At 41.8% G+C, this 20,563-nt stretch carries 14 protein-coding genes; 8 read left to right on the top strand and 6 right to left on the bottom strand.

Features of this window, described 5'->3' with window-relative positions; translation table 11 throughout:
* Positions 1 to 162: 162 nt before the first annotated feature.
* The 6 genes from ABDW32_RS01610 (at position 163) to ABDW32_RS01585 (ending at position 10,318) form a co-directional block, all read left to right on the top strand.
* Entirely contained in the window at positions 163 to 3,555 is a 3,393-nt protein-coding gene (locus ABDW32_RS01610) for a TonB-dependent receptor (RefSeq protein ID WP_343558784.1), read from the top strand.
* Positions 3,556 to 3,574: 19 nt separating this feature from the next.
* A complete protein-coding gene (locus ABDW32_RS01605; protein WP_343558783.1) occupies positions 3,575 to 5,230 on the top strand; it encodes a RagB/SusD family nutrient uptake outer membrane protein in 1,656 nt (551 codons plus the stop codon).
* A gap of 54 nt (positions 5,231 to 5,284) precedes the next feature.
* Positions 5,285 to 6,808 (top strand): sulfatase-like hydrolase/transferase, encoded by a 1,524-nt coding sequence (locus ABDW32_RS01600; RefSeq protein ID WP_343558782.1) that lies wholly within the window; start codon positions 5,285 to 5,287, stop codon positions 6,806 to 6,808.
* Positions 6,805 to 8,295: an arylsulfatase gene (locus ABDW32_RS01595; protein ID WP_343558781.1), complete on the top strand. Its 1,491-nt coding sequence runs from the start codon at positions 6,805 to 6,807 to the stop codon at positions 8,293 to 8,295. Before ABDW32_RS01600 ends, ABDW32_RS01595 begins: the two co-directional genes overlap by 4 nt.
* A 206-nt stretch (positions 8,296 to 8,501) precedes the next feature.
* Complete coding sequence (locus tag ABDW32_RS01590) at positions 8,502 to 9,095, top strand: sigma-70 family RNA polymerase sigma factor (protein ID WP_343558780.1); 594 nt, start codon at positions 8,502 to 8,504, stop codon at positions 9,093 to 9,095.
* Positions 9,096 to 9,727: 632 nt separating this feature from the next.
* The gene (locus ABDW32_RS01585) at positions 9,728 to 10,318 is read left to right on the top strand and encodes a riboflavin synthase (RefSeq protein WP_343558779.1); all 591 of its coding nucleotides are present in this window, start codon (positions 9,728 to 9,730) and stop codon (positions 10,316 to 10,318) included.
* Positions 10,319 to 10,482: 164 nt separating this feature from the next.
* Here the strand turns inward: ABDW32_RS01585 and ABDW32_RS01580 are convergent, their stop codons facing one another.
* Both ABDW32_RS01580 and ABDW32_RS01575 read right to left on the bottom strand, forming a co-directional pair.
* Entirely contained in the window at positions 10,483 to 12,282 is a 1,800-nt protein-coding gene (locus tag ABDW32_RS01580) for a chloride channel protein (protein WP_343558778.1), read from the bottom strand.
* A gap of 6 nt (positions 12,283 to 12,288) precedes the next feature.
* A complete protein-coding gene (locus ABDW32_RS01575) occupies positions 12,289 to 13,227 on the bottom strand; it encodes a LysR substrate-binding domain-containing protein (RefSeq protein WP_343558777.1) in 939 nt (312 codons plus the stop codon).
* Between the two features lie 226 nt (positions 13,228 to 13,453).
* Here ABDW32_RS01575 and ABDW32_RS01570 point away from each other — a divergent pair, with 226 nt between their 5' ends.
* Positions 13,454 to 15,616 carry a S46 family peptidase gene (locus ABDW32_RS01570; RefSeq protein ID WP_343558776.1) on the top strand — a complete coding sequence of 721 codons (2,163 nt, stop codon included), beginning with the start codon at positions 13,454 to 13,456 and terminating at the stop codon, positions 15,614 to 15,616.
* A 91-nt stretch (positions 15,617 to 15,707) separates the two neighbouring features.
* Here the strand turns inward: ABDW32_RS01570 and ABDW32_RS01565 are convergent, their stop codons facing one another.
* Both ABDW32_RS01565 and ABDW32_RS01560 read right to left on the bottom strand, forming a co-directional pair.
* Positions 15,708 to 16,880, bottom strand: a complete 1,173-nt coding sequence (locus ABDW32_RS01565) for a MalY/PatB family protein (RefSeq protein ID WP_343558775.1) — start codon at positions 16,878 to 16,880, stop codon at positions 15,708 to 15,710.
* A gap of 8 nt (positions 16,881 to 16,888) precedes the next feature.
* A complete protein-coding gene (locus tag ABDW32_RS01560; protein WP_343558774.1) occupies positions 16,889 to 17,044 on the bottom strand; it encodes a hypothetical protein in 156 nt (51 codons plus the stop codon).
* A 76-nt stretch (positions 17,045 to 17,120) separates the two neighbouring features.
* Between ABDW32_RS01560 and ABDW32_RS01555 the strand changes: the two genes are divergently transcribed.
* Positions 17,121 to 17,507, top strand: a complete 387-nt coding sequence (locus tag ABDW32_RS01555; RefSeq protein ID WP_343558773.1) for a diacylglycerol kinase family protein — start codon at positions 17,121 to 17,123, stop codon at positions 17,505 to 17,507.
* Here ABDW32_RS01555 and ABDW32_RS01550 read toward each other — a convergent pair.
* Together ABDW32_RS01550 and ABDW32_RS01545 are read right to left on the bottom strand one after the other, a co-directional pair.
* Entirely contained in the window at positions 17,487 to 17,954 is a 468-nt protein-coding gene (locus tag ABDW32_RS01550; RefSeq protein WP_343558772.1) for a hypothetical protein, read from the bottom strand. The two genes, ABDW32_RS01555 and ABDW32_RS01550, sit on opposite strands and share 21 nt — an antisense overlap.
* 655 nt (positions 17,955 to 18,609) lie before the next feature.
* Positions 18,610 to 20,343 (bottom strand): thiamine pyrophosphate-dependent enzyme, encoded by a 1,734-nt coding sequence (locus ABDW32_RS01545; protein WP_343558771.1) that lies wholly within the window; start codon positions 20,341 to 20,343, stop codon positions 18,610 to 18,612.
* Positions 20,344 to 20,563 lie beyond the last annotated feature (220 nt).

The following is a 20,563-nucleotide window of genomic DNA, read 5'->3' as shown; positions in this document are numbered from 1 at the left end:
AGTCGCTAAAAAAAAGCCGAATAATGCTTCCAACATTAATCGGCCAATACATTAGCGATCTCCATTTTTGACCGATTCACTCAATCAGTTTACAAACAGATTATATCCTAATTCGACAAATTTATGAATTTTAAATTTCTTGTTCATAGAAAACCTATAGCTATGGACATACCCAAACAATGGAAGACCAAAATGAAGCTTAGCGCATTTTTTACACTTGCATGTGTTGTCAAGCTCTCTGCAGCTGGATACGCACAATCTATTACCATAGATGCAAGCAAAACATCGCTTATACAGGTTCTGCGAACCATCCAAAAACAGAGCGGTGTTCCCTTTCTGTTAAATGGCAAAGAGCTTGCCGAAATAAAAATTGAAGGGCATGTAAAGAATATGCCCTTAGAAAAAGCGATGTCAGTACTGTTGAAAAACAAACCCGTTAGCTGGAGTTTCAAAGACAATATGCTTGTCGTCACCGCGGCGAAAACAAACAGTTCCGCTGTCATTAGTCCAACAAATTATACGTTTATGTTGCAGACAAAGACCGTAAAGGGCAATGTCCATGACAGCCAGGGGCAACCAATCTCTGGGGCTACAATCACAGTCAAAGGAACAAGCAAAGCGACCACAACAGATGCCAGTGGAAATTTTCAGCTGGATGTCAATGACCGTAATGCCATACTTGTTGTTAAGATGATCGGGTTTCAACAAAGAGAAATTTCTTTAAATACACAAATCTATCTTGATATTGCGCTTAATCAACAGATTGACGCCTTGGAAGAGGTGGTAATCGTGGGCTATGGCGCTACGAAAAAGAAGGAATTGATCGGTTCGGTATCGCAGATTGATGGTAAGCAGCTTTCCAAACGAACGGTTCCCCAACTTGCGCAGGCACTAACGGGGCAGATGCCGGGCGTGACTGTGATCCAACGTTCGGGGCAGCCCGGTGCGGCCAACAATAGTATACAGATCAGAGGTGTAGGCTCCTTTGGTGCCACCACAGATGCCTTTATACTGGTCGATGGTATTCCAACCAGTTCATTTAATGATATCGACCCCAATGATGTAGCCTCCATCTCTGTTTTGAAAGATGCCTCATCAGCCGCAATATATGGTGCCAGAGCCGCCAATGGTGTTATTCTGGTCACCACAAAAACAGGGTCAACAGCTGGAAAATTAGCCGTTAATTATAGCGGATATTTTGGTATTCAAAAACCAACAGCCTTTCCTGAGTTTGTCAACTCATGGGAATATGCTAGTCTGCTCAATGAAACCACAAATGGTGGCGGTGGTTATACCGAAGAAGAAATTCAAAAATTTAAGGACGGATCTGATCCTGACAATTACCCCAATAGCGACTATATCGGTAGCACATTTAAATCGCAGGCCGCCCAAACTGGACATAACCTGAATATTTCCAATACAACCGAAAAGATACAGTATACAATATCTGCCGGATTCCTCAATCAGAAAGGTATTGTCATTAAAAACAACTTTAATAAATACAATGTTCGACTCAATCTGATTTCCAAACTGAGTGATAAACTTAAATTAACGACAAGAGTATCGGCTATACAGACCGAGACCGATGAACCCGCTGCACCAGCAACGCTTGATTTTTCGCGAATGACCGATATTATCTCCCAGGTTATCCGCTATCCCGCAACATTTCCGATCCGGATGAGCAATGGTGATTGGGGAGCTGGAAATAATCTAAAAGGAACACCTGTCTCTTTTCTTGAAAGCGAATCATTTTACAAAGAGAAAGTATCCGATATCTCTGGGAATGCACGTTTCGACTGGAGTCCAATTTCTGATCTGACACTCTCGGCAATTGGTGGTTATACGCAGACCAATGGTCGTTCCAAGTTGTTTCGTGCATCACAGCGCATTAATAGCTCCATTACACTTGCTCCTTCTACACTAGAACAGAGCGCCCCATATACGACATATAAAACTTTTCAGGCATTAGCCGATTATACCAAATCATTCAACGATCATTCCGTTAAAATCCTTGCTGGTTATTCCTTTGAAAAAGGTTACAGTGAAGGACTGTCGGCTTCACGTCAAAACTTCCCGAGCAATGAGCTTACAGAATTAAATATTGGTTCACCAGATGGACAACTTAACTCGGGCTCAGCATCCGAATGGGCGTTGGAATCACTCTTTGGTCGGGTTCAGTACAATTACGCAAAAAAATACCTGTTAGAAGGTGTGATTCGATACGATGGCTCATCCCGCTTTCCTACAAGTAAACGGTATGCTATTTTCCCTTCACTTGCTGCGGGTTGGCTAATCAGTGAAGAAACTTTTATAAAAGATAAATTTGAATGGATTACTGAGTTGAAATTAAAAGGCTCCTATGGTGTTTTAGGTAATCAGAATATTGTGGAAAACCTTACCTCAAGAGTAGTATCAAATTATCCCTACCAAAATATCTTAAATACGGGTTACAATTATCCCTTCGGAAATAGTATATCGCCTGGGGTCGCCCGTGTGACGATTGTAGATCCAAATTTACGCTGGGAATCAACCCGAACTGCTGATGCCGGACTCGAAATCGCATTATTTAAAAATCTACTGACCTTTAGCAGCACCTATTACAATCGTTTTACTTATGATATTTTAGTCAGCCCCAGCTCAAGCATTTCAAAGGTATTAGGCTTTGATGTTGGTATACAAAACTCCGGAAAACTTAGAAATACTGGCTGGGAATTTACCTTAGGCCATCAACATAAGATCAATGAGTTCTCCTATAATGTCAATCTAAACTTCTCCACGGTCAAGAATAAAGTCGTCGATTTGGGTATTGGCAATATCAACCAGTCCAATGGCATGATTGGTAACGGATCCGATTTGTTTATTGGCTATCCGATACAGGCTTATTATGGCTATCAGACTGACGGTTTATTTGTTGATGCTGCTGACGTGGCATCCTGGGCAGATCAAAAAAGTATTAATCCACAATCACAACCTGGCGATATCCGGTACAAGGATATCAGTGGACCGGACGGTATCCCTGATGGTAAGGTGGATGCAACTTACGACCGCACGGTTATTGGATCCCGTATTCCCAAATATACCTATGGAATGAATCTTGGATTTAATTACAAGGGCTTTGACCTTGGTCTCCTACTCCAGGGTGTAAGTGGTGTGCAGGGTTTATTAAATAACTACGCAGGATTTGCATTAACTCAGAATGGCAATATTCAACGTTGGCAAGCCGATGGTCGATGGACTACTGCAAACCCAGATCGAAATGCCATATACCCTAGATTCGAACAACTACCAAGTACCGGAACACCAAATACACTCTTATCAGACTATTGGATGCTTGATGCGAGCTACTTGCGTTTAAAAAATATACAGTTGGGATATGCTATCCCAAAGCAACTGGTTTCCAAATGGAAATTGTCAGGCTTACGTATCTATGCAAATGCCGAGAATCTATTTACAAGCAGCAATTATCGAAAAGGTTGGGATCCGGAGATCAATTCAAGTGGAGCATACTACCCCATTATGCGCAATTTCACGTTCGGCGTAAATCTTAGTTTTTAAATCAATTCATAACCATAACATGAAACGTATAACTTATAAAAATATAAAACTGTTCCTTTGTATATTTTTTGCATCCAGTCTAACCATAAGCTGCAAAAAACAATTGGATACAAACCCGCTGGATAAGTTTGCCAATGATACATTCTGGAGCAGCGAGACCAATGCACGGCTTGCAATAACGGGCCTTTACAAAGGCGAAATTCAAATGAATAGTTTGGCTGAGTTTAGCCCCTCAGACTGGTGGTCCTACCACGGTTTGCTTTACCTTGAGTTTGCCTCCGACAATGCCTATGACCGACGCGGAGATAATTCAGCATTCAATAAATTGTCCGATGGTACGCTCACCAGTAACATCGGGATATTGTCCAACTATTGGACACTCTCCTACAAACGGATTGCCCGTGCAAATTTCTTTTTAGAGCATGTGGACAAAACGCCGATTTCACCTGAGCTTTTGGCCCGCTTTAAGGCTGAAGCTCGTTTTATTCGCGCCTGCCAATACTTCTACCTGTCACAGTATTGGGGAGATGCTCCCTTGGTAACCCGAACCTTGACAGCTGACGAAGCTAATCATGTCTCGAAAAATAAAAAGCAAGAACTAGTGGACTTTGTCGAACGCGAGTTACAGGAAGCCGCAAATGACCTTCCAAGCTATGGTAAATTACCCGCAGCTGAACGGGGCCGCGCGACGAAACAAGCTGCTTATGCATTTTTGGGACGTCTACAATTAGCTGAAAAATCTTACGCCGCAGCAATTAAGACCTATGAAAATATCATCAATGCCAATGAAAATAGTATTGACCCCAACTATGCAAGCCTTTTTGATGGCAATAATGAATCCAGTAAAGAGATCATTTTTGCTACACAATACCTTGTAGACCTTGCCGGAAATGGTATGTTTCAACATAACTTTCCAGCAATAGCTGGGGGTTGGCATCTGCATTGTCCATTGGGGAGCTTAGTGGAAAGCTATACCTTTACGGATGGAACTCCTTTTTCCTATACTGATCCAAGATATAACGCACAGAATATCACCCAAAATCGGGATCCGAGATTAGGATTCACAGTCATCAGCAACGGGGACCGTTTCAAAAATCTCCTGTATACCTCGCATCCAGACTCAACCCTGTCTATTGACCAACTGACAACCACCAAGCAAGCAACACGCACGGGTTATGGTCTTCGTAAATTTAACGCTGAAAATTTTAACGGCAATTTACAGAACTCCGGAACAGATCTTCCTATTATTCGCTATGCAGAGGTACTGTTGAGCTATCTGGAAGCCAAACTCGAAAATGGTGATCCCCTGACAGCTGAGCTGTTGGATAAAACCATCAATGCAGTTCGCCGACGCAGCAGCGTCAATATGCCTCCTATCGCTGTCACAAACGCGACTTTACTTCGGGCAGCATTACGCAATGAAAGACGTGTGGAACTAGCCTTAGAAGGTATCCGCTATTGGGATCTTTTGCGTTGGGATACAGCAAAAGATGTTTTAAACGGTGACTTCTATGGAGCCGCTTTTCCCGGTGCCAAAAATATCCGCGTGAAAGCAGGTAGTGGCAGAGACAGTTATAGTCGCTGGTATGTAACCAAAAAGTCCTTCAGAGCAGGTCAGGATAACCACTGGCCAATTCCTCAAAGTGAAATTGATATCAATCCAAATTTAAAATAGTATATTGGGTGTCGTCAACAAAAAGACGACATCCAATCAACGTATTTGCACAATATGAAAAAGAACCTATCTCTTACGATCCTACTTTCTTCGAGTCTAGCGGTGACACTTCCCCTGACTACATTCGCACAAAAACTGAATAAACCCAACGTCATCTATATCTATGCAGATGATCTTGGTTTTGGCGATTTGAGCAGCTATGGAGCCAAACAGATTGAAACCCCAAACTTGGATAAATTGGCGCATAGCGGTACGCGCTTTACCAATGCACATAGTACCTCCGCAACCTGTACTCCCTCTCGCTTTGCTTTGATGACAGGTACCTATCCATGGCGCCAGACGGGTACAGGCATCCTGCCCGGAGATGCCAAGCTGATTGTACCAACAGACAAAATCACATTGCCAAAAGTTTTCAAAAATGCAGGTTACGCTACAGCAATTGTTGGAAAATGGCATATGGGGCTGGGCAACGAAGTCAAAAAAGACTGGAATGCAGTCATCAAACCGGGTCCGAACGATGTTGGCTTTGACTATTCCTTTATCTTTCCCGCAACAGCTGACCGCGTCCCTACCGTGTTCTTAGAAAATGATCGTGTTGTCGCTGCTGAAGCAAATGATCCCATTCTTGTCGATTATGAGAAAAAAATAGGCAATGATCCCACGGGGAAAGAACATCCCGAATTACTCAAAATGCAATCCTCTCCCGGCCAAGGGCACAACCAGACGATTGTCAATGGTATCGGTCGGATTGGCTACATGAGCGGCGGTACACGTGCACGCTGGGTAGACGAAGAAGTTTCCACTACCTTTCTACATAAAGCACAAGATTTCATTTCACAACACCAGGATAAACCCTTCTTCCTTTACTTCTGTTTAACGGAACCCCATGTACCACGTATGCCGGCCACACAATTCAGGGGCAAAAGTAAGCTCGGTTACCGCGGAGATGCCATTCTACAATTGGATTGGACAGTAGGACAGATTCAACAGCAGCTGCAGCTACTGGGCATGGACAAAAACACCATTATCATTTTTAGTAGTGACAACGGTCCAGTATTGGATGATGGCTACGTGGACGGTGCAGTGGCTCAACTAAACGGACATCAACCCGCAGGACCGCTCAGAGGTGGCAAATATAGTATCTTCGAAGGCGGAACACGTGTACCTTTTATTGTCAGTGGGCAAGGGGTTGCCAAAGATAAGGTATCGAATGCATTGATCAGTCAAATGGATCTATTGGCAACAAGCGCACAGCTCGTAGGCGTAAAATTAAAAGCTGATGAAGCAAAAGATAGCAAGGCCTTATTGAAAACCTTAACCGGCGAAGATCCCAAAGGGCGTAGCAGCATGATCCAACATGCCCAAACCTTGGCTATTGTTAAAGACGACTGGAAATATATTGCACCAAGCAACGGTACGGCCTATATGAAATTGACGGATACTGAAACCGGAAATCTTCCCGAAGACCAATTGTACGACCTTAAAAATGATATCGGAGAAAAAAACAACGTGGCTGCTAAGTTTCCCGAAAAAGTGAAGGAGTTAAAACAGTTGTTGGAAGGAGAACGGAAAAAATGAAAAAAGGAATAAGTTTTACCCTCATCCTATTGGGATGGGGAATGCTTTTTGCACAACAAAAGCAAGCGCATAAAAAACAGCCCAATATCATCTTTTTCTATGCGGATGACTTGGGCTATGCCGAGACAGAACCTTACGGACAACAGCTGATCAAAACCCCCAACCTACAAAAGTTGGCACAAGAGGGCCTTCGTTTCATCAACCATTACAGCAGCGCACCGGTCTGTGCACCAGCACGCTGCATGTTATTAACAGGTAAACATGCTGGTCAGTCCTATATCCGCGGCAATTATGAATTGGGTGGATTTGCCGATAGCTTGGAAGGTGGACAAATGCCCTTACCCGAGGGAACCTACACGATGGCCCACCTATTTAAAAAAGCAGGTTATTATACTGGCGCCATCGGAAAATGGGGTCTAGGTATGCACAATACAACCGGGAGCCCAAACAAACAGGGATTTGACTACTTCTTTGGTTACCTCGACCAAAAGCAAGCCCACAATTACTATCCAAGCCATCTCTGGGAAAACGAGCAAAAATATCCGCTCCAAAACAAAGAAAAGTTTGTACATATTCCACTCGACTCCACCAAAGCAACTGCCAAAGATTTCGAGCAATTCAGTGGCAAACAATATGCTCCGGACATAATGACGGAAAAGGCATTGGCTTTTATTGATAAGAACCAAAACAGTCCTTTCTTCCTCTATCTTCCGTATACCCTACCCCATCTTTCGTTACAGGTGCCCCAGGAATATGTGGATCGGTATAAAGATCTTTTCCATGACCATCCTTACTATGGGCAGGATGGCTACACGGCAACGCCATATCCAAGGGCTACCTATGCAGGCATGATCACTTATCTAGATGATCAAGTGGGCCTGATCATGAAACATATTAAATCCCTGGGGTTGGATGACAATACCATCATTCTGTTCTCTAGCGACAATGGCACCGGTTTTAATGGGGGTATAGACTATCGCTTTTTTAGGAGCGTCGATTCACTCAGAGGATTAAAAATGGATGTGTTTGAAGGGGGAATAAAAGTTCCCTTGATCGTCCGTTGGCCCAAAACAATCAAAGCAAACACCGAGTCAGATCTAATCTCAGCACAATATGACCTCATGGCGACCTTTGGACAGCTGGTCCAACAGGATCCCGGTAAGACCAATGGGCTATCCTTACTGCCAACTTGGTTGGGACAAAAGAATCAGAAAAAACACCAGTACCTTTACTTTGAATACCCCGAAAAAGGAGGGCAGGTAGCCATACGTGAGGGACGTTGGAAAGCAATTAAACTGGATTTAAAAAATAATCCAAAAGCAAAATGGCAATTGTACGATCTGGAAACGGATCCCTGGGAGCAAAAAGATATTGCTAACAAATACCCCGAATTGCTCCGTCATTTTGATGAAATAATCCGTATTGAACACCGCCCTGCACACATAAAAGAATGGGAAATCATAGATAGTAAGCTAGTAAAAAAATAAATTTTCCCGGAGCTCATTTATTATCCGTTAAAAAACTTGGGTTGTTATGTTTGAAAACATAACAACCCAAGTTTTTTATGTAACTTCGTTGTTAACATTTGCGTTGGAAAGCGGACCTGTAAATATCCTATTGAACAACAACAAAGGCCATGATATCGGTCAATATGTCCATCTTAGGGCAGTAAAAAAAATATTGATAACCAAACATGCTTCAACTAGAGTCGCAGATTAACGCATTAAAAGAGGGGAATGAAAGCGCATTGTGCTTTTTCATGGACCATTTTGGCCATGCGTTACGTCATTTTGCCTTTTCCTATCTACGCTGTAAAACCGATGCTGAAGAAATTGTATCGGATATTTTTGTCAAACTCTGGAACCACAGACAGAAAGTGGACAATTACGAAAGCCTCAAAGCATTTTTGTATATCGCCACAAAGAATGCCTGTATCGATATGAAAAGATCGGCCCGATTTAAAATGCAGACCGAAGAATTGGATATCCTTCAGAATTTATCCCTGCCCGAGGACGATATTCTAAAAAAAATATTTAGAACAGAACTAACCGAATTATTACTGGCTGAAATCAATAAACTACCAAAACAGCAGGCTAAAATATGTAAAATGAGCTTTTTGGAGGATTTAGATACTGAAGAAATCTGTAAGATATTGGACACAACCCCATCAAATGTCTATTATGCGCGTTCCAAGGCGCTCCTCGCTTTAAAAGAACGCTTCAGATCCAAAAATTTCGAATACCTTCTGCTAATTTCTATGTCCGCAATACATCTTTTCAAAAGCTAAAAAATATTCATCCTTTCAGACTGCTCCCTATCCTATAGCTATACATAAAACCTTTTGGGTTTTACAGGCATACCACAGCTATTACAACCACTTACCAGACTCTTCCAAAGCAATAAATCCAGCCTAGCGAGCCTATCAACATTTAGTAAAAAACAACAATCAATAAAAACAGACAATTCAAAAGAAATAATTGGGTGGAATGAAAATATAAACAACTGTAAAACAGCGTAATATTATAAAAAAAAAAAGCTTAGCATCCGGTCGGGCGACCTGCTAAGCTTTTATAAATACCTCTTTGTAAGAGGCAATCAACCTAAACCTATGACAAAGATAATGCTTCAAATGATATAAACAAAAATTTTGTGATATTTTTTTTCAACTCCCATAAATTCGTTTTGGCATAGCTGCAACAAAAGGAATAGTAAGTGTACAATATACACACAATCTTTTTGCTATTTTCAGAAGCCTTTTTTTAGCATACTATATCAAAGCAGATTCTATGACAGTATTTATCTCTTCCATGAATTATATTCACGATAAATTATTCTGTCATTCATGCGTCTATTTTGTTCGCAAAAACCGTGTTTCCTTCGATTATTTAGTAACTTTGATTTCATCAAAAATTTTAATGCATGTTTACCGGAATCATAGAAACTTTAGGAAAAATCGAACGTATCGAACATGAAAAAAGCAACATCCATTTTTATGTGAGCTCTCCGATCTCCAATGAATTTAAAATAGATCAGAGTGTAAGCCATAATGGTGTATGCCTGACTGTCGTTGGACTGGAGGATCAGGTACACAAAGTAACGGCGATTGATGAAACCCTGCAGAAAACGAATCTGGCCGAGTTGAAAGTCGGTGACTTGGTTAATATCGAACGCTGTACCCTAGCTGGCGGAAGATTTGATGGACATATTGTTCAGGGGCATGTCGATCAGACCGCAACCTGTATACAGAAAACAGATGAGAATGGTAGTTTTATTTTTACTTTTCAATACGACCCCACTAAACAGAATATTACTGTAGAAAAAGGTTCTATTACAGTGAATGGCATCAGTCTGACTGTGGTTGATTCCCGCGATGACCGTTTTTCTGTTGCAATCATCCCTTATACCCTCGAACATACCAATCTTCAACAGGTTGAGGTAGGGACAACAGTCAATCTTGAATTTGATATTATTGGAAAATACGTCACAAAAATTATGGCCATGCGTGGCTAATTCAATGCGACCGATACTAACGGCTTACATGGATGGAAAGATCAATCCATGTAAGTCGTTTGATAAGCCCACAGGTTAAGTGCATCCTAAATAGGACCATTCAAACAAATCTGTCCCCAATTAGGTCTTCACTTCAACTGATCTTTATGCCAATTTTGCCCGGTTTACTCGAGATAATGCCCCTGACGGATAAGTAATGCTCGGTATTTATTAAAGACACTGGACTTGGATACAAAACCCATATATTTGTTTTCATCTCCAAGTACGGGTAATATCCAAGTGTCATCTTTGTTCATCTTAGCCATCACAATTTCCATGTTTTCGTTAATCCCCACCGTATCATTTGGCTTCTGTGCCAGTTTTTCAAACGGCGTATCCCCCCCTTCTAACTCTCCTAACAGGACAGAAAATAAAAACTCACTATAGAGAAGCCCCATAAATTTACCTTCATAACTCACCACCGGAAAAATATTGCGCTTGCTATGGATAATATCCGTCTGTCTGCTTTTGGGTGTTTCATCCGGTCGTAGGATCACAAAATTGGTTTCCAGTACGTATTTAATCCGCATCATGCTCAGTACCGAACGATCCTTATCTTCATATGAAATCAGGTCGCCCGATTCGGCCAATACTTTTGTATAAATTGAATGCTTCAATACAGCACGGTTAATCAGATAGGAAATCGAACAGACCAACATCAAGGGCACCATTAACGTATAGCCTCCCGTCACTTCGGCAATTAAGAAGATACCCGTTAATGGCGCGTGCATAATTCCGCTTAGTGCACCAGCCATACCTGCAACTACAAAATTGGGGACGTTAAGCTCCGCCACTCCGGTTAAATTTACCCCATAGGAAAAAGCAAAGCCTAAAAGCCCCCCCATTACCAGGCTGGGCCCAAACACCCCACCGTTTCCACCTCCATTCAACGTGAATAAAGCTGCAAAAGACTTACCGAATAAGGTCAGAATAGTATACCCCAACACCACCAGCCCCATATCTTTATAATCAGAGAACAAACTGTTTTTTACAATTGAATTAAATTGTCCATTGAGAATCTGCTGGATGGTGATATACCCTTCGCCATACAATGCCGGAAATACAAAAATCATGATCCCCAAGGATATTCCGCTTATCCACACTTTATTGTAAGGGTTCTTTATTTTAGCAAACAATTTCCCGACCGTATTGGATACACGGGCAAAATAGATCGTATACAGTCCGATCAATACCGCCAATAACAAATAAAATAACAGGGCCGAGATTTGCCAATCCGAATAGAATGTACTAAATAGCGGTTCGCTGTACAAAAGTCGCGATACAACGGACGCCAAGGCCGAAGAGATCAAAAGTGGGATAAAAACCGGAATGGAGAACTCGGGCAGCAATATCTCAATCGCAAAGATCATTCCCGCCAAAGGACTATTAAATGCACCCGAAATACCTGCCGCCGCCCCGCACGCCAACAGCATGGTGACTTCTTTGTATTGCAGACCAAAAAAACGGGCGATATTCGAACCGATCGAGGAGCCACCCAATGCAACGGGAGCCTCCAATCCACAGGAACCTCCAAATCCAACCGTAATCGCCGAAGTGACAACCTGCGAATAAATGTTACTCGGATCCAATCGGCTCCCCTTGCGACTGATCGCATAGATAATTGGGGTGATACCGTGCTCCATCTTCTTTCCCTTCAGAAATTTTCGCACAAAAAACACGCTCAACAATATCCCGATCAACGGGAAAATCAGGTAAACTGAATACTTCACCTTCCAATCAATATCATCCTGAATTGTCGCCGCGATAAAATGCGTTAGTCTTTTTAAGACAGATGCCATCAGACCACCAACAATCCCAACTAAAAAGGCCAGGAGGATAATAAAGTTCCTGTTGGAAACTTTTTTCATCCGCCATTGATTGATCTGGTCTATTTTCTTAAAAAAACGTACACTGAGATTTGCCATGTCTTCTTATTGAAAGCTCAACACTTCCTTTTTCTTTTTTGTTTTGAATTTTTCGGGTACAACCGCTAATATCTCCCTTTCCAAAGCCTGGATCGCATGTCGTTTCACATAATTCTGCGTAGTGACTAAAGATATTTCCCGAACAGGTTCCGGCGATTTGAAATATCGGATTTTATCCAGTTGTTCATCCACATAGTCTGAAATCGAAAGCTCCGGCAGGATGGTTATCCCATCATTGATATCTACCATTCTTTTAAGTGTTTCCACGCTGCCGGTATTATATTCAAAACGCCCAGAAAGATCCTGATTATGTTTATGATGACAAATATTAAGTACCTGCCCTCGCATGCAATGCCCTTCGTTCAGCAGCCAGAGTTTATCATCGGCAATATCATCGCCACTCAGCACTTTCTTGGAAAACAACGGACTATTTTCGGAGATATAAGCGACAAAATTTTCATAGAACAAAGGCGACTCCAATATTCCCGGGTCATTTAGCGGCGTCGATAGGACACCGCAGTCCAGAAGTCCTACCTTCAACTCGTGAACAATGCGTTCGGTGGTATATTCCCAGATCTGCAATTGCAATTTCGGATACTTCTCCATAAATGTTGTCAGTACCTTCGGCAAAAGATAAGGCGCGATAGTCGGAATAACACCAATCTTTAACGTGCCCTCGATCTCCCCCTTCTTATCCTGTACGATTTCAGCGATCTTTCGGCTCTCCATCAGGACCGTCCTCGCCTGCAGAATGATCTTCTCACCGATTTCAGTAGGTACAACCGGCTGCCGGCTGCGGTCAAAGATTTTTGCACCCAGGGATTCTTCCAGTTTCTGGATCTGCATACTTAAAGTCGGCTGTGTCACAAAACACTTTTCGGCTGCGGCAACAAAACTACGATAAGTATCTACAGCAATGATATATTCCAATTGGATTAAGGTCATGTTAAAATCTTTAAAGCGCAAAATTACGAATACTCCTGTAAAACGATGGCAAATACACAATATTTTAAGGCTTGACCATTGCTTTCGGCTACATATTACACAATAAATACCTTGCCAAAAAACGAGAATGAACAGGCTATTATGGCAATAGTTGACCGAAAAGTCGTATTCATCAAAAAGCTTTTCTTAAATTTGGAGATTACAACAGTTGATATAAAAAAATCCCATGAAGTTTATACATCATACCACAATTGCTCTAGCACTATTATTATCGGCAACAAACATTCCATACACAAATGCGAACCCAGATGAAGGAATGTACCCATTGAGCGATTTAAATAGAGCGGGTTTAAAGAAAGCCGGATTAAAGATCAGTGAGAAGGATATCTACAATCCCGGCCAAGTTGGATTAGTGGACGCCCTGGTTCAAGTCAGCGGATGTACAGGATCATTTGTTTCCAACCGTGGCCTAATTATTACCAACCATCATTGTGCGTTTTCAGCAGTACAGCTGGCCAGCACAGCCATCAACAATTACCTTAAAAATGGTTTTGTCGCACAAAATCAGGAACAGGAGATTGAAGCAAAAGGATTAAAAATCAGGATTACTGATTCATACGAGGATGTGTCTGCTAAAATATTAAATGCTGTTGCCAATATCAGTGATCCCGTTGAGCGCATTAATACCATTAAAAGAAAACAAGAGGAACTCGTCAAACAGGCTGAAAAAGAAGATCCTACAATCAAAGCTGAAGTGTCCGAAATGTTTATTGGTAAAAGCTATGTCCTATTTCGCTACAAAACAATAGAAGATGTACGTCTGGTGTATATACCACGTCAAAATATTGGTGAATTTGGTGGTGAAACCGACAACTGGGTATGGCCACGCCACACCGGCGATTATTCTTTCCTTCGTGCCTATGTGAGTAAAGATGGAAAATCTGCACCCTATTCGAAAGATAATGTGCCCTACCAACCCAAAAAACACCTGAAAGTCAATCCAAATGGCGTAAAAGAAAATGACTTTACCTTTATCTTGGGCTATCCGGGGAAAACATTCCGCCACCGTCCGGCGCAATATATTAAATACCAACAGGAATATCTCCTGCCGTATGTTTCGGATCTCTATGACTTCCAGAATAGACAGATGGAAGAAGCGGGTAAAGATAATACAGATATCGCACTCTCTTTGGCAACGCGCATCAAACGCAACGCCAATGTACTCAAAAATTACCGCGGGAAGCTTAAAGGATTGCGCGGCATTGATCTTCTTTCAACAAAAAAACAAGAAGATGAGGCACTTGCCGCTTTTATCTTGAGCAAACCTGAACTTAAAGATAAGTATGGTAACCTGTTAAACGATATTGCTGCCTACTATCAGGTCAGTGATCAAGACGCATTGAAAGAACTTTGGATTAATAATATCTATAACAGCACAAGCTTGCTGAAAGTTGCCCGCGACCTGAATATGCTGAAAACCGCAATGGGCAAAGAACGATCGTCCCAATCAGCCAAACAATTATTCGATCACAATATTGAACAGCTGAAAAAGAGCATCAAAGAAAGTTATGAGAGCTACAACAAACAGGCGGACCAACGTATTTTTGGAAAAATGCTTGCCGACGCTGCTGCTTTCCAGGGTAAAAATCAGATTAATGCTATCCAAAAGCTCCAATTGAATAACGAATCGGCCAATCAATTTGCCACACAGATCATCGATGCTAGTAAGCTCACTGATCAAAACTATATTTTAAATACCGTTTTGGCCGATGCAAATGCCCTACAGCAATTTGATGATAAACTGTTAATTCTCCAAAATGAATTGAACAAGGATATTGTTATTTTTGCTGCCGAACAGAAAAGACGCGAGGGTGTCTTAAATAAACTAATGGGTGACTATGTCGCTGTCAAGGAAATTTTTCAGGCCAAAAACTTTATTCCGGATGCCAATTCCACTTTGCGCTTGACCTATGGACATATCAAAGGTTATGCACCAGCAGATGCCACCTATATGAAACCATTCACCAGCATTGAAGGCATTATCCAGAAAGGAAACCTCGGCCTGCCCGAATTTGACTATCCACAGGAGATCAAGACAGCATATCTCAACAAGAACTTCGGCCCTTACCTCAAAAAGGACCTGGGATCGGTTCCTGTCAATATACTCTATGACATGGACACGACCGGTGGCAACTCGGGTTCGCCGATCATGAATGCAAATGGTGAGTTAATCGGCGTAAACTTTGACCGTGCTTATGATGCAACAATCAACGATTTCGCATGGAATGAAAGCTATAGCCGCTCTATTGGTGTGGATATCCGTTATGTGTTATGGGTAGCCGATAAAATTGATAATGCGCATTTTATTTTAAAAGAAATGGGCATATAAAGCCTAATTAACTACAGCAATAAAAAAGCACCTGAATCATTTGTTTAGGTGCTTTTTTATTACCACTATAGCTTATAAAATTATACAGGCATTATTTTTCCTTCACATTCAGTAGCACCTGTTTCAACCGAGTTAATCCTTCCTCTAAAATTGGTCTCGCACAGGCAATATTCAAGCGGATAAAAGAATCACTTCCCTTCCCATACATCGCTCCAACATTCACCTGTAAGTGGGCCTCCTGCAGGAGCAGCTGTCCCAGCTTCCGGCTGGAAAGATTTAAAGCCGAACAATCTATCCAAACCAAATAAGTACCTTCCAAAGGAACAATTTTCAGTAAAGGCAAATGTTCAGCCACATAATTTTTCACATAAACATAATTATGGTGAACATAACTCAAAACTTGCTGCAGCCATTCCTCACCATCTTGATAGGCCGCTATTAAACCAGTGATCGCAAAAGGACTTATACTGGCGATCTCATTGACAAGAAAAGCCTGCTGCACCTTCTTGTTCAACAACGGATCCGCAACAATAACCGTGGCGACTTGCAGGCCCGCCAGATTAAAGGTTTTGCTCGGCGCAATGCAAGTGATGGTATTCGCCAGAAAGGCTGGATGAATCGTTCCAAAAGGAATATGTTGATACCCCTCATAAACCAGATCGCAATGGATCTCATCTGCAACAACCAGTACATTGTTTTTCAGGCATATTTCACCCAATTGTTCAAGCTCTGCTTTTGTCCAGACCCTCCCCGCAGGATTATGTGGGCTGCAGAGAATAAAGAGCTTTACCTTTGGATCACTTGCTTTCCTTTCAAAATCCACAAAATCAATGGTATACTTTCCGTCTTTATACAGTAGATCGTTGGAAACCACTTCACAGCCATTACGTTCGATCGACGAAAAAAAGCAATGATAAACAGGTTCCTGTATCAGCACTTTATCCCCCGTTTCGGTCAATGCAGCGACGATTGCCGACAGCGCTGGTACTACACCTAAAACCGGAAGTATCCACTCGCGCTGCAGTTGGAAACCGTGTTTACGGCTAGACCAGTCCGCTACTGCTTGATAAAAAGCATCTGGAACTTTTGCATAACCATAAACAGCATGTTGCACACGTTTGGTCAGCGCATCAATAATTTCGTTGGACGCAGGGAAGTCCATATCGGCAACCCAAAGTGGAATTAAATCTGCATAATCCTGCTGATTCCATTTGACCGAATCAGTGCCCCGACGGTCAATTATTTTATCAAAATTGTAGATCATAAAGCAATTTACTCAAAAATACCCCGCAGTTCAAACAATACTTTTGAGAAATAGGGAGCAAAAAACTGTGCAGACAAGCATCCACGGCACTGACAACTGGAGGAGAGCCCTCGATCAGGATAACGGTTATCCGCAAAAGATTCCTGATAAATGTTAAGTATCATAAGTCAGCAGCTAGTCTGAAATTAGGGCCGTTCAAAAACAAAGGGAAAGATTATATTTACATAAAATATAATGACTATGGCCCGAAGCAACTTTTCATGGAAAGCAAGAATCCGAAGTTTTAGTTACGCCTTCAACGGTTTAAAAATCATCTGGCGCGAAGAACACAATTTCAGGGTACATCTCCTAGCCGCAGTATTGGCAATCGCACTCTCGTGGGGACTCCGGATAAGTCCTTATGAATGGCTGGCCATTGTCTTTTCGATCGGTTTTGTTCTTGTCTGCGAACTACTGAATACAGCGCTGGAAAATCTCGCTGATTTTGTCTGCCCCGAAAAAAATCCCAACATCAAAAGGATCAAGGACATCGCTGCAGCAGCCGTTATGCTGAGTAGCTTAACGGCCTTATTAATCGGGCTGCTTATATTTGTTCCTAAACTGCTCTCATTGGCGCACATGTTCTAAGACAAATTTTTCGTCATAGCTCAATTTATCCGGGGCAACAAAAGACATCTTTCCTCCTTTTTCCTCCATGTTTCCAAAACCTTCGACTGCCTTGTTTTTGGAAAATTTAAAAGCAACCTGCCGAACAGATTGTTGCCCTTCAGACGCAAAGGTATAGTCCGCCAACAAAACACTGTCTTTCAGGACACCATCAATATGCCCAACATTTCGGTCTTTCTCTTTCCAGTTATAACTGAGGTCACCATGTACTTTATCACCGTCAACGGCGATTGTTAACAAAATGGTATCACCATTTTTGAGGTATTGATAAGTTCCATTATCGGCAACTGCGGCCATAGTTGTTACTGTATCCTGTTTCAATTGTACCTGGTCGCCTTGCTTTTTACCACTTTGCTGACAAGCGACGGTAAAAAGCAGTAAGGATAATCCAATATTGATTACTTTCATGCGAATAATTATTTTTCTTAAATATACACTGACAAGCTGCAAAATCAGCGCCAATGGGAATTTATTGATGAACTAATGCGTACCTATGAACGCGCTATTTCCCTTGCACTGCTCATTCTTATCAATAGCAATCAAAACAATATATTGTTTTAAATAACTAACATTTAATCTTTTGAAATTCAGAAAACAAAAATTGCCGCAATATTGTTTATAAGTTAGCGACTGATAAAATATTAAAAATAAACAATTTAGTAACAATAAAATTATTCACAGCATATTGTAAAGCTAATTTTTATTAGTAAATTGTACATTATAAAATTCAGAAATTCTTAACCAATATTAGTATGAAAGATGTAAGCTTTAAGAAATTTGACAGTGGGTGTACAGCCCTCACTAAATTATCCATTGAAACAGATTTGGCTATTATTGTAAAAGAGAATGTTTCTATTTCTTCGGAATCGAAAATAGAAAAACTTCGACGCTGTAAAGAGGAGTTATTGAAGAGTCTTTGGTTTGTTCAACGCCAATGTTGATCGGTAATTCACAAAATTCAATCAATAGTCCGAATACCTTATTTTTTCCTAAACAGAAAGCCTCCCCAATTATTTATATTGGAGAGGCTTTTTTAATAGATTGCTGCTGATATGTACGCGAATCAGAGTGATTTCAGGTGTTTATAATTCGACTTAATGGTATCCCAGACCTCCTCTACATGGCCAGATAGCATTAATTTAGCCATACTTTCCGTCATTCCTTTCATTTGGCTGAATGATATTTTGGGTGGCATAGCCAAGGCATTGGGACTGGTATAAATATCGACGAGTACAGGTTCGTCCGTTATGCCGAAGGCCTCGCTCAGTATTCCGTCTACCTCCTCAGGTCGGGTCACTGTAAATGCACGGATTCCCATCGCCTGCGCTACCATTGCAAAATCTGGGTTGACCATATTGGTTTCCTGATCTTTTAAACCGGCAACCTGCATCTCCAATTTAACCATCCCGAGTGAACGGTTATTGAACACAATCAGTTTGATCGGCAAATTATATTGTTTTATCGTTGCGAGATCCCCCAGCAACATCGAAAGACCACCATCCCCGCAGAAGGCTATGATCTGTCTTTCGGGATGTGCCAATGCCGCTCCGATAGCCATTGGCATGGCATTCGCCATGGAGCCGTGATTAAATGAGCCGAGCATTTTGCGGTCCCGGCGTTGATTGATATAGCGTGCCCCCCAAACACAGGACATCCCTGTGTCTACTAGAAAAATAGCATCATCGCTTGCTTTTTGATCGATTGTATGCGCCACAAATTCCGGCTGAATAGCACATTCACTACCCGAGTCTTCGACATAGATCATCAGATCTTCTTTTACTTTCTCGTAGGCCGCCAATTGTTTTTCAAGAAAATCAGAATCAGTTCGTGCTTCCACAAAGGGTAGGACAGCTTTCAATGTATGTTCGATATCCCCCACCAAACCATAGTCTACGATCGATCGTCGACCAAGTTTCTCACCCTCGATATCAATCTGAACAATTGTTTTATTGGTAGGTATAAAATCCTTGTAAGGAAAATCTGTCCCCAGCAGCAGGATCAGATCCGAATGGTGCATACTCTGAAAGGCAGAGGCTGTCCCCAAGAGCCCTGTCATTCCAATTTCATTTGGATTATCCCGTTGAATATCCAGTTTGGCCTTAAACGAATAACCTACAGGAGCCTGAATTTTTTCAGAAAGCTCCACAACTTGTTTTTGGGCTTTTCTAGCGCCTACACCACAGAATAAAGTCACTTTATCCGCTTGGTTGATATATTGAGCCAAACGACCGATTTCAAGTTCCGATGGCCTGATCTGTGGTTCGGTGAAAAATACCTTTGCCGAAGTGTTCATATGCACAGCCTCCATTTCGGAAACATCTCCCGGCAGACCGATAACGGCAACATCCCGTTTCGAAATTGCTTGTTGTAATGCGTTCTGCACCATCCGTTGCACTTGTTCAGGTCGGGTGATCATCTGATTATAACAAGAGCAGTCGTCAAATAATTTAATTGGATTTGTCTCCTGAAAATAATCTGTACCAAACTCATAAGTCGCACAGGTCGAAGCAATCACCAACATCGGCACACGCGTTTTATGAGCTTCATACACCCCATTGATCAGATGTACATGGCCTGGTCCACTACTTCCCGCACAGCAGGCAATGCCCTGCAGATCCGCTTCGGCAGTCGCTGCAAATGCGCCGACCTCCTCATGCCGGACGTGTATCCATTGCATGCTCCCATCCGCATGCACGGCCTCATTGAAAAAGTTCAAACTATCTCCCGTTACGGCATAAATACGCTTAATTCCCGCATCCTTTAAAATACCAACAATCTGCTGTGCTACATTTTTCATACCCATATGATGATTTAGAATTTTGATCAGGCGATGATACGCTGATTACGTTATCGCTTCTTTATAACAACAATATTGGACAACAATGGTTTTGAATATTCCAGCATTAGACAAAAAGTTCAGGCGGATGGATCGGCAATTTTTATACCCGAACACAGGATGATAGGCTACGGCTTTTAGGAAACCATGCTTCAAAAAAATAGGCTGCTCTCCCGATACC

The sequence above is a fragment of the Sphingobacterium sp. genome (assembly GCF_039596235.1).
GTDB lineage: Bacteria > Bacteroidota > Bacteroidia > Sphingobacteriales > Sphingobacteriaceae > Sphingobacterium.
This window is presented reverse-complemented; position numbering and strand designations above follow the sequence as displayed.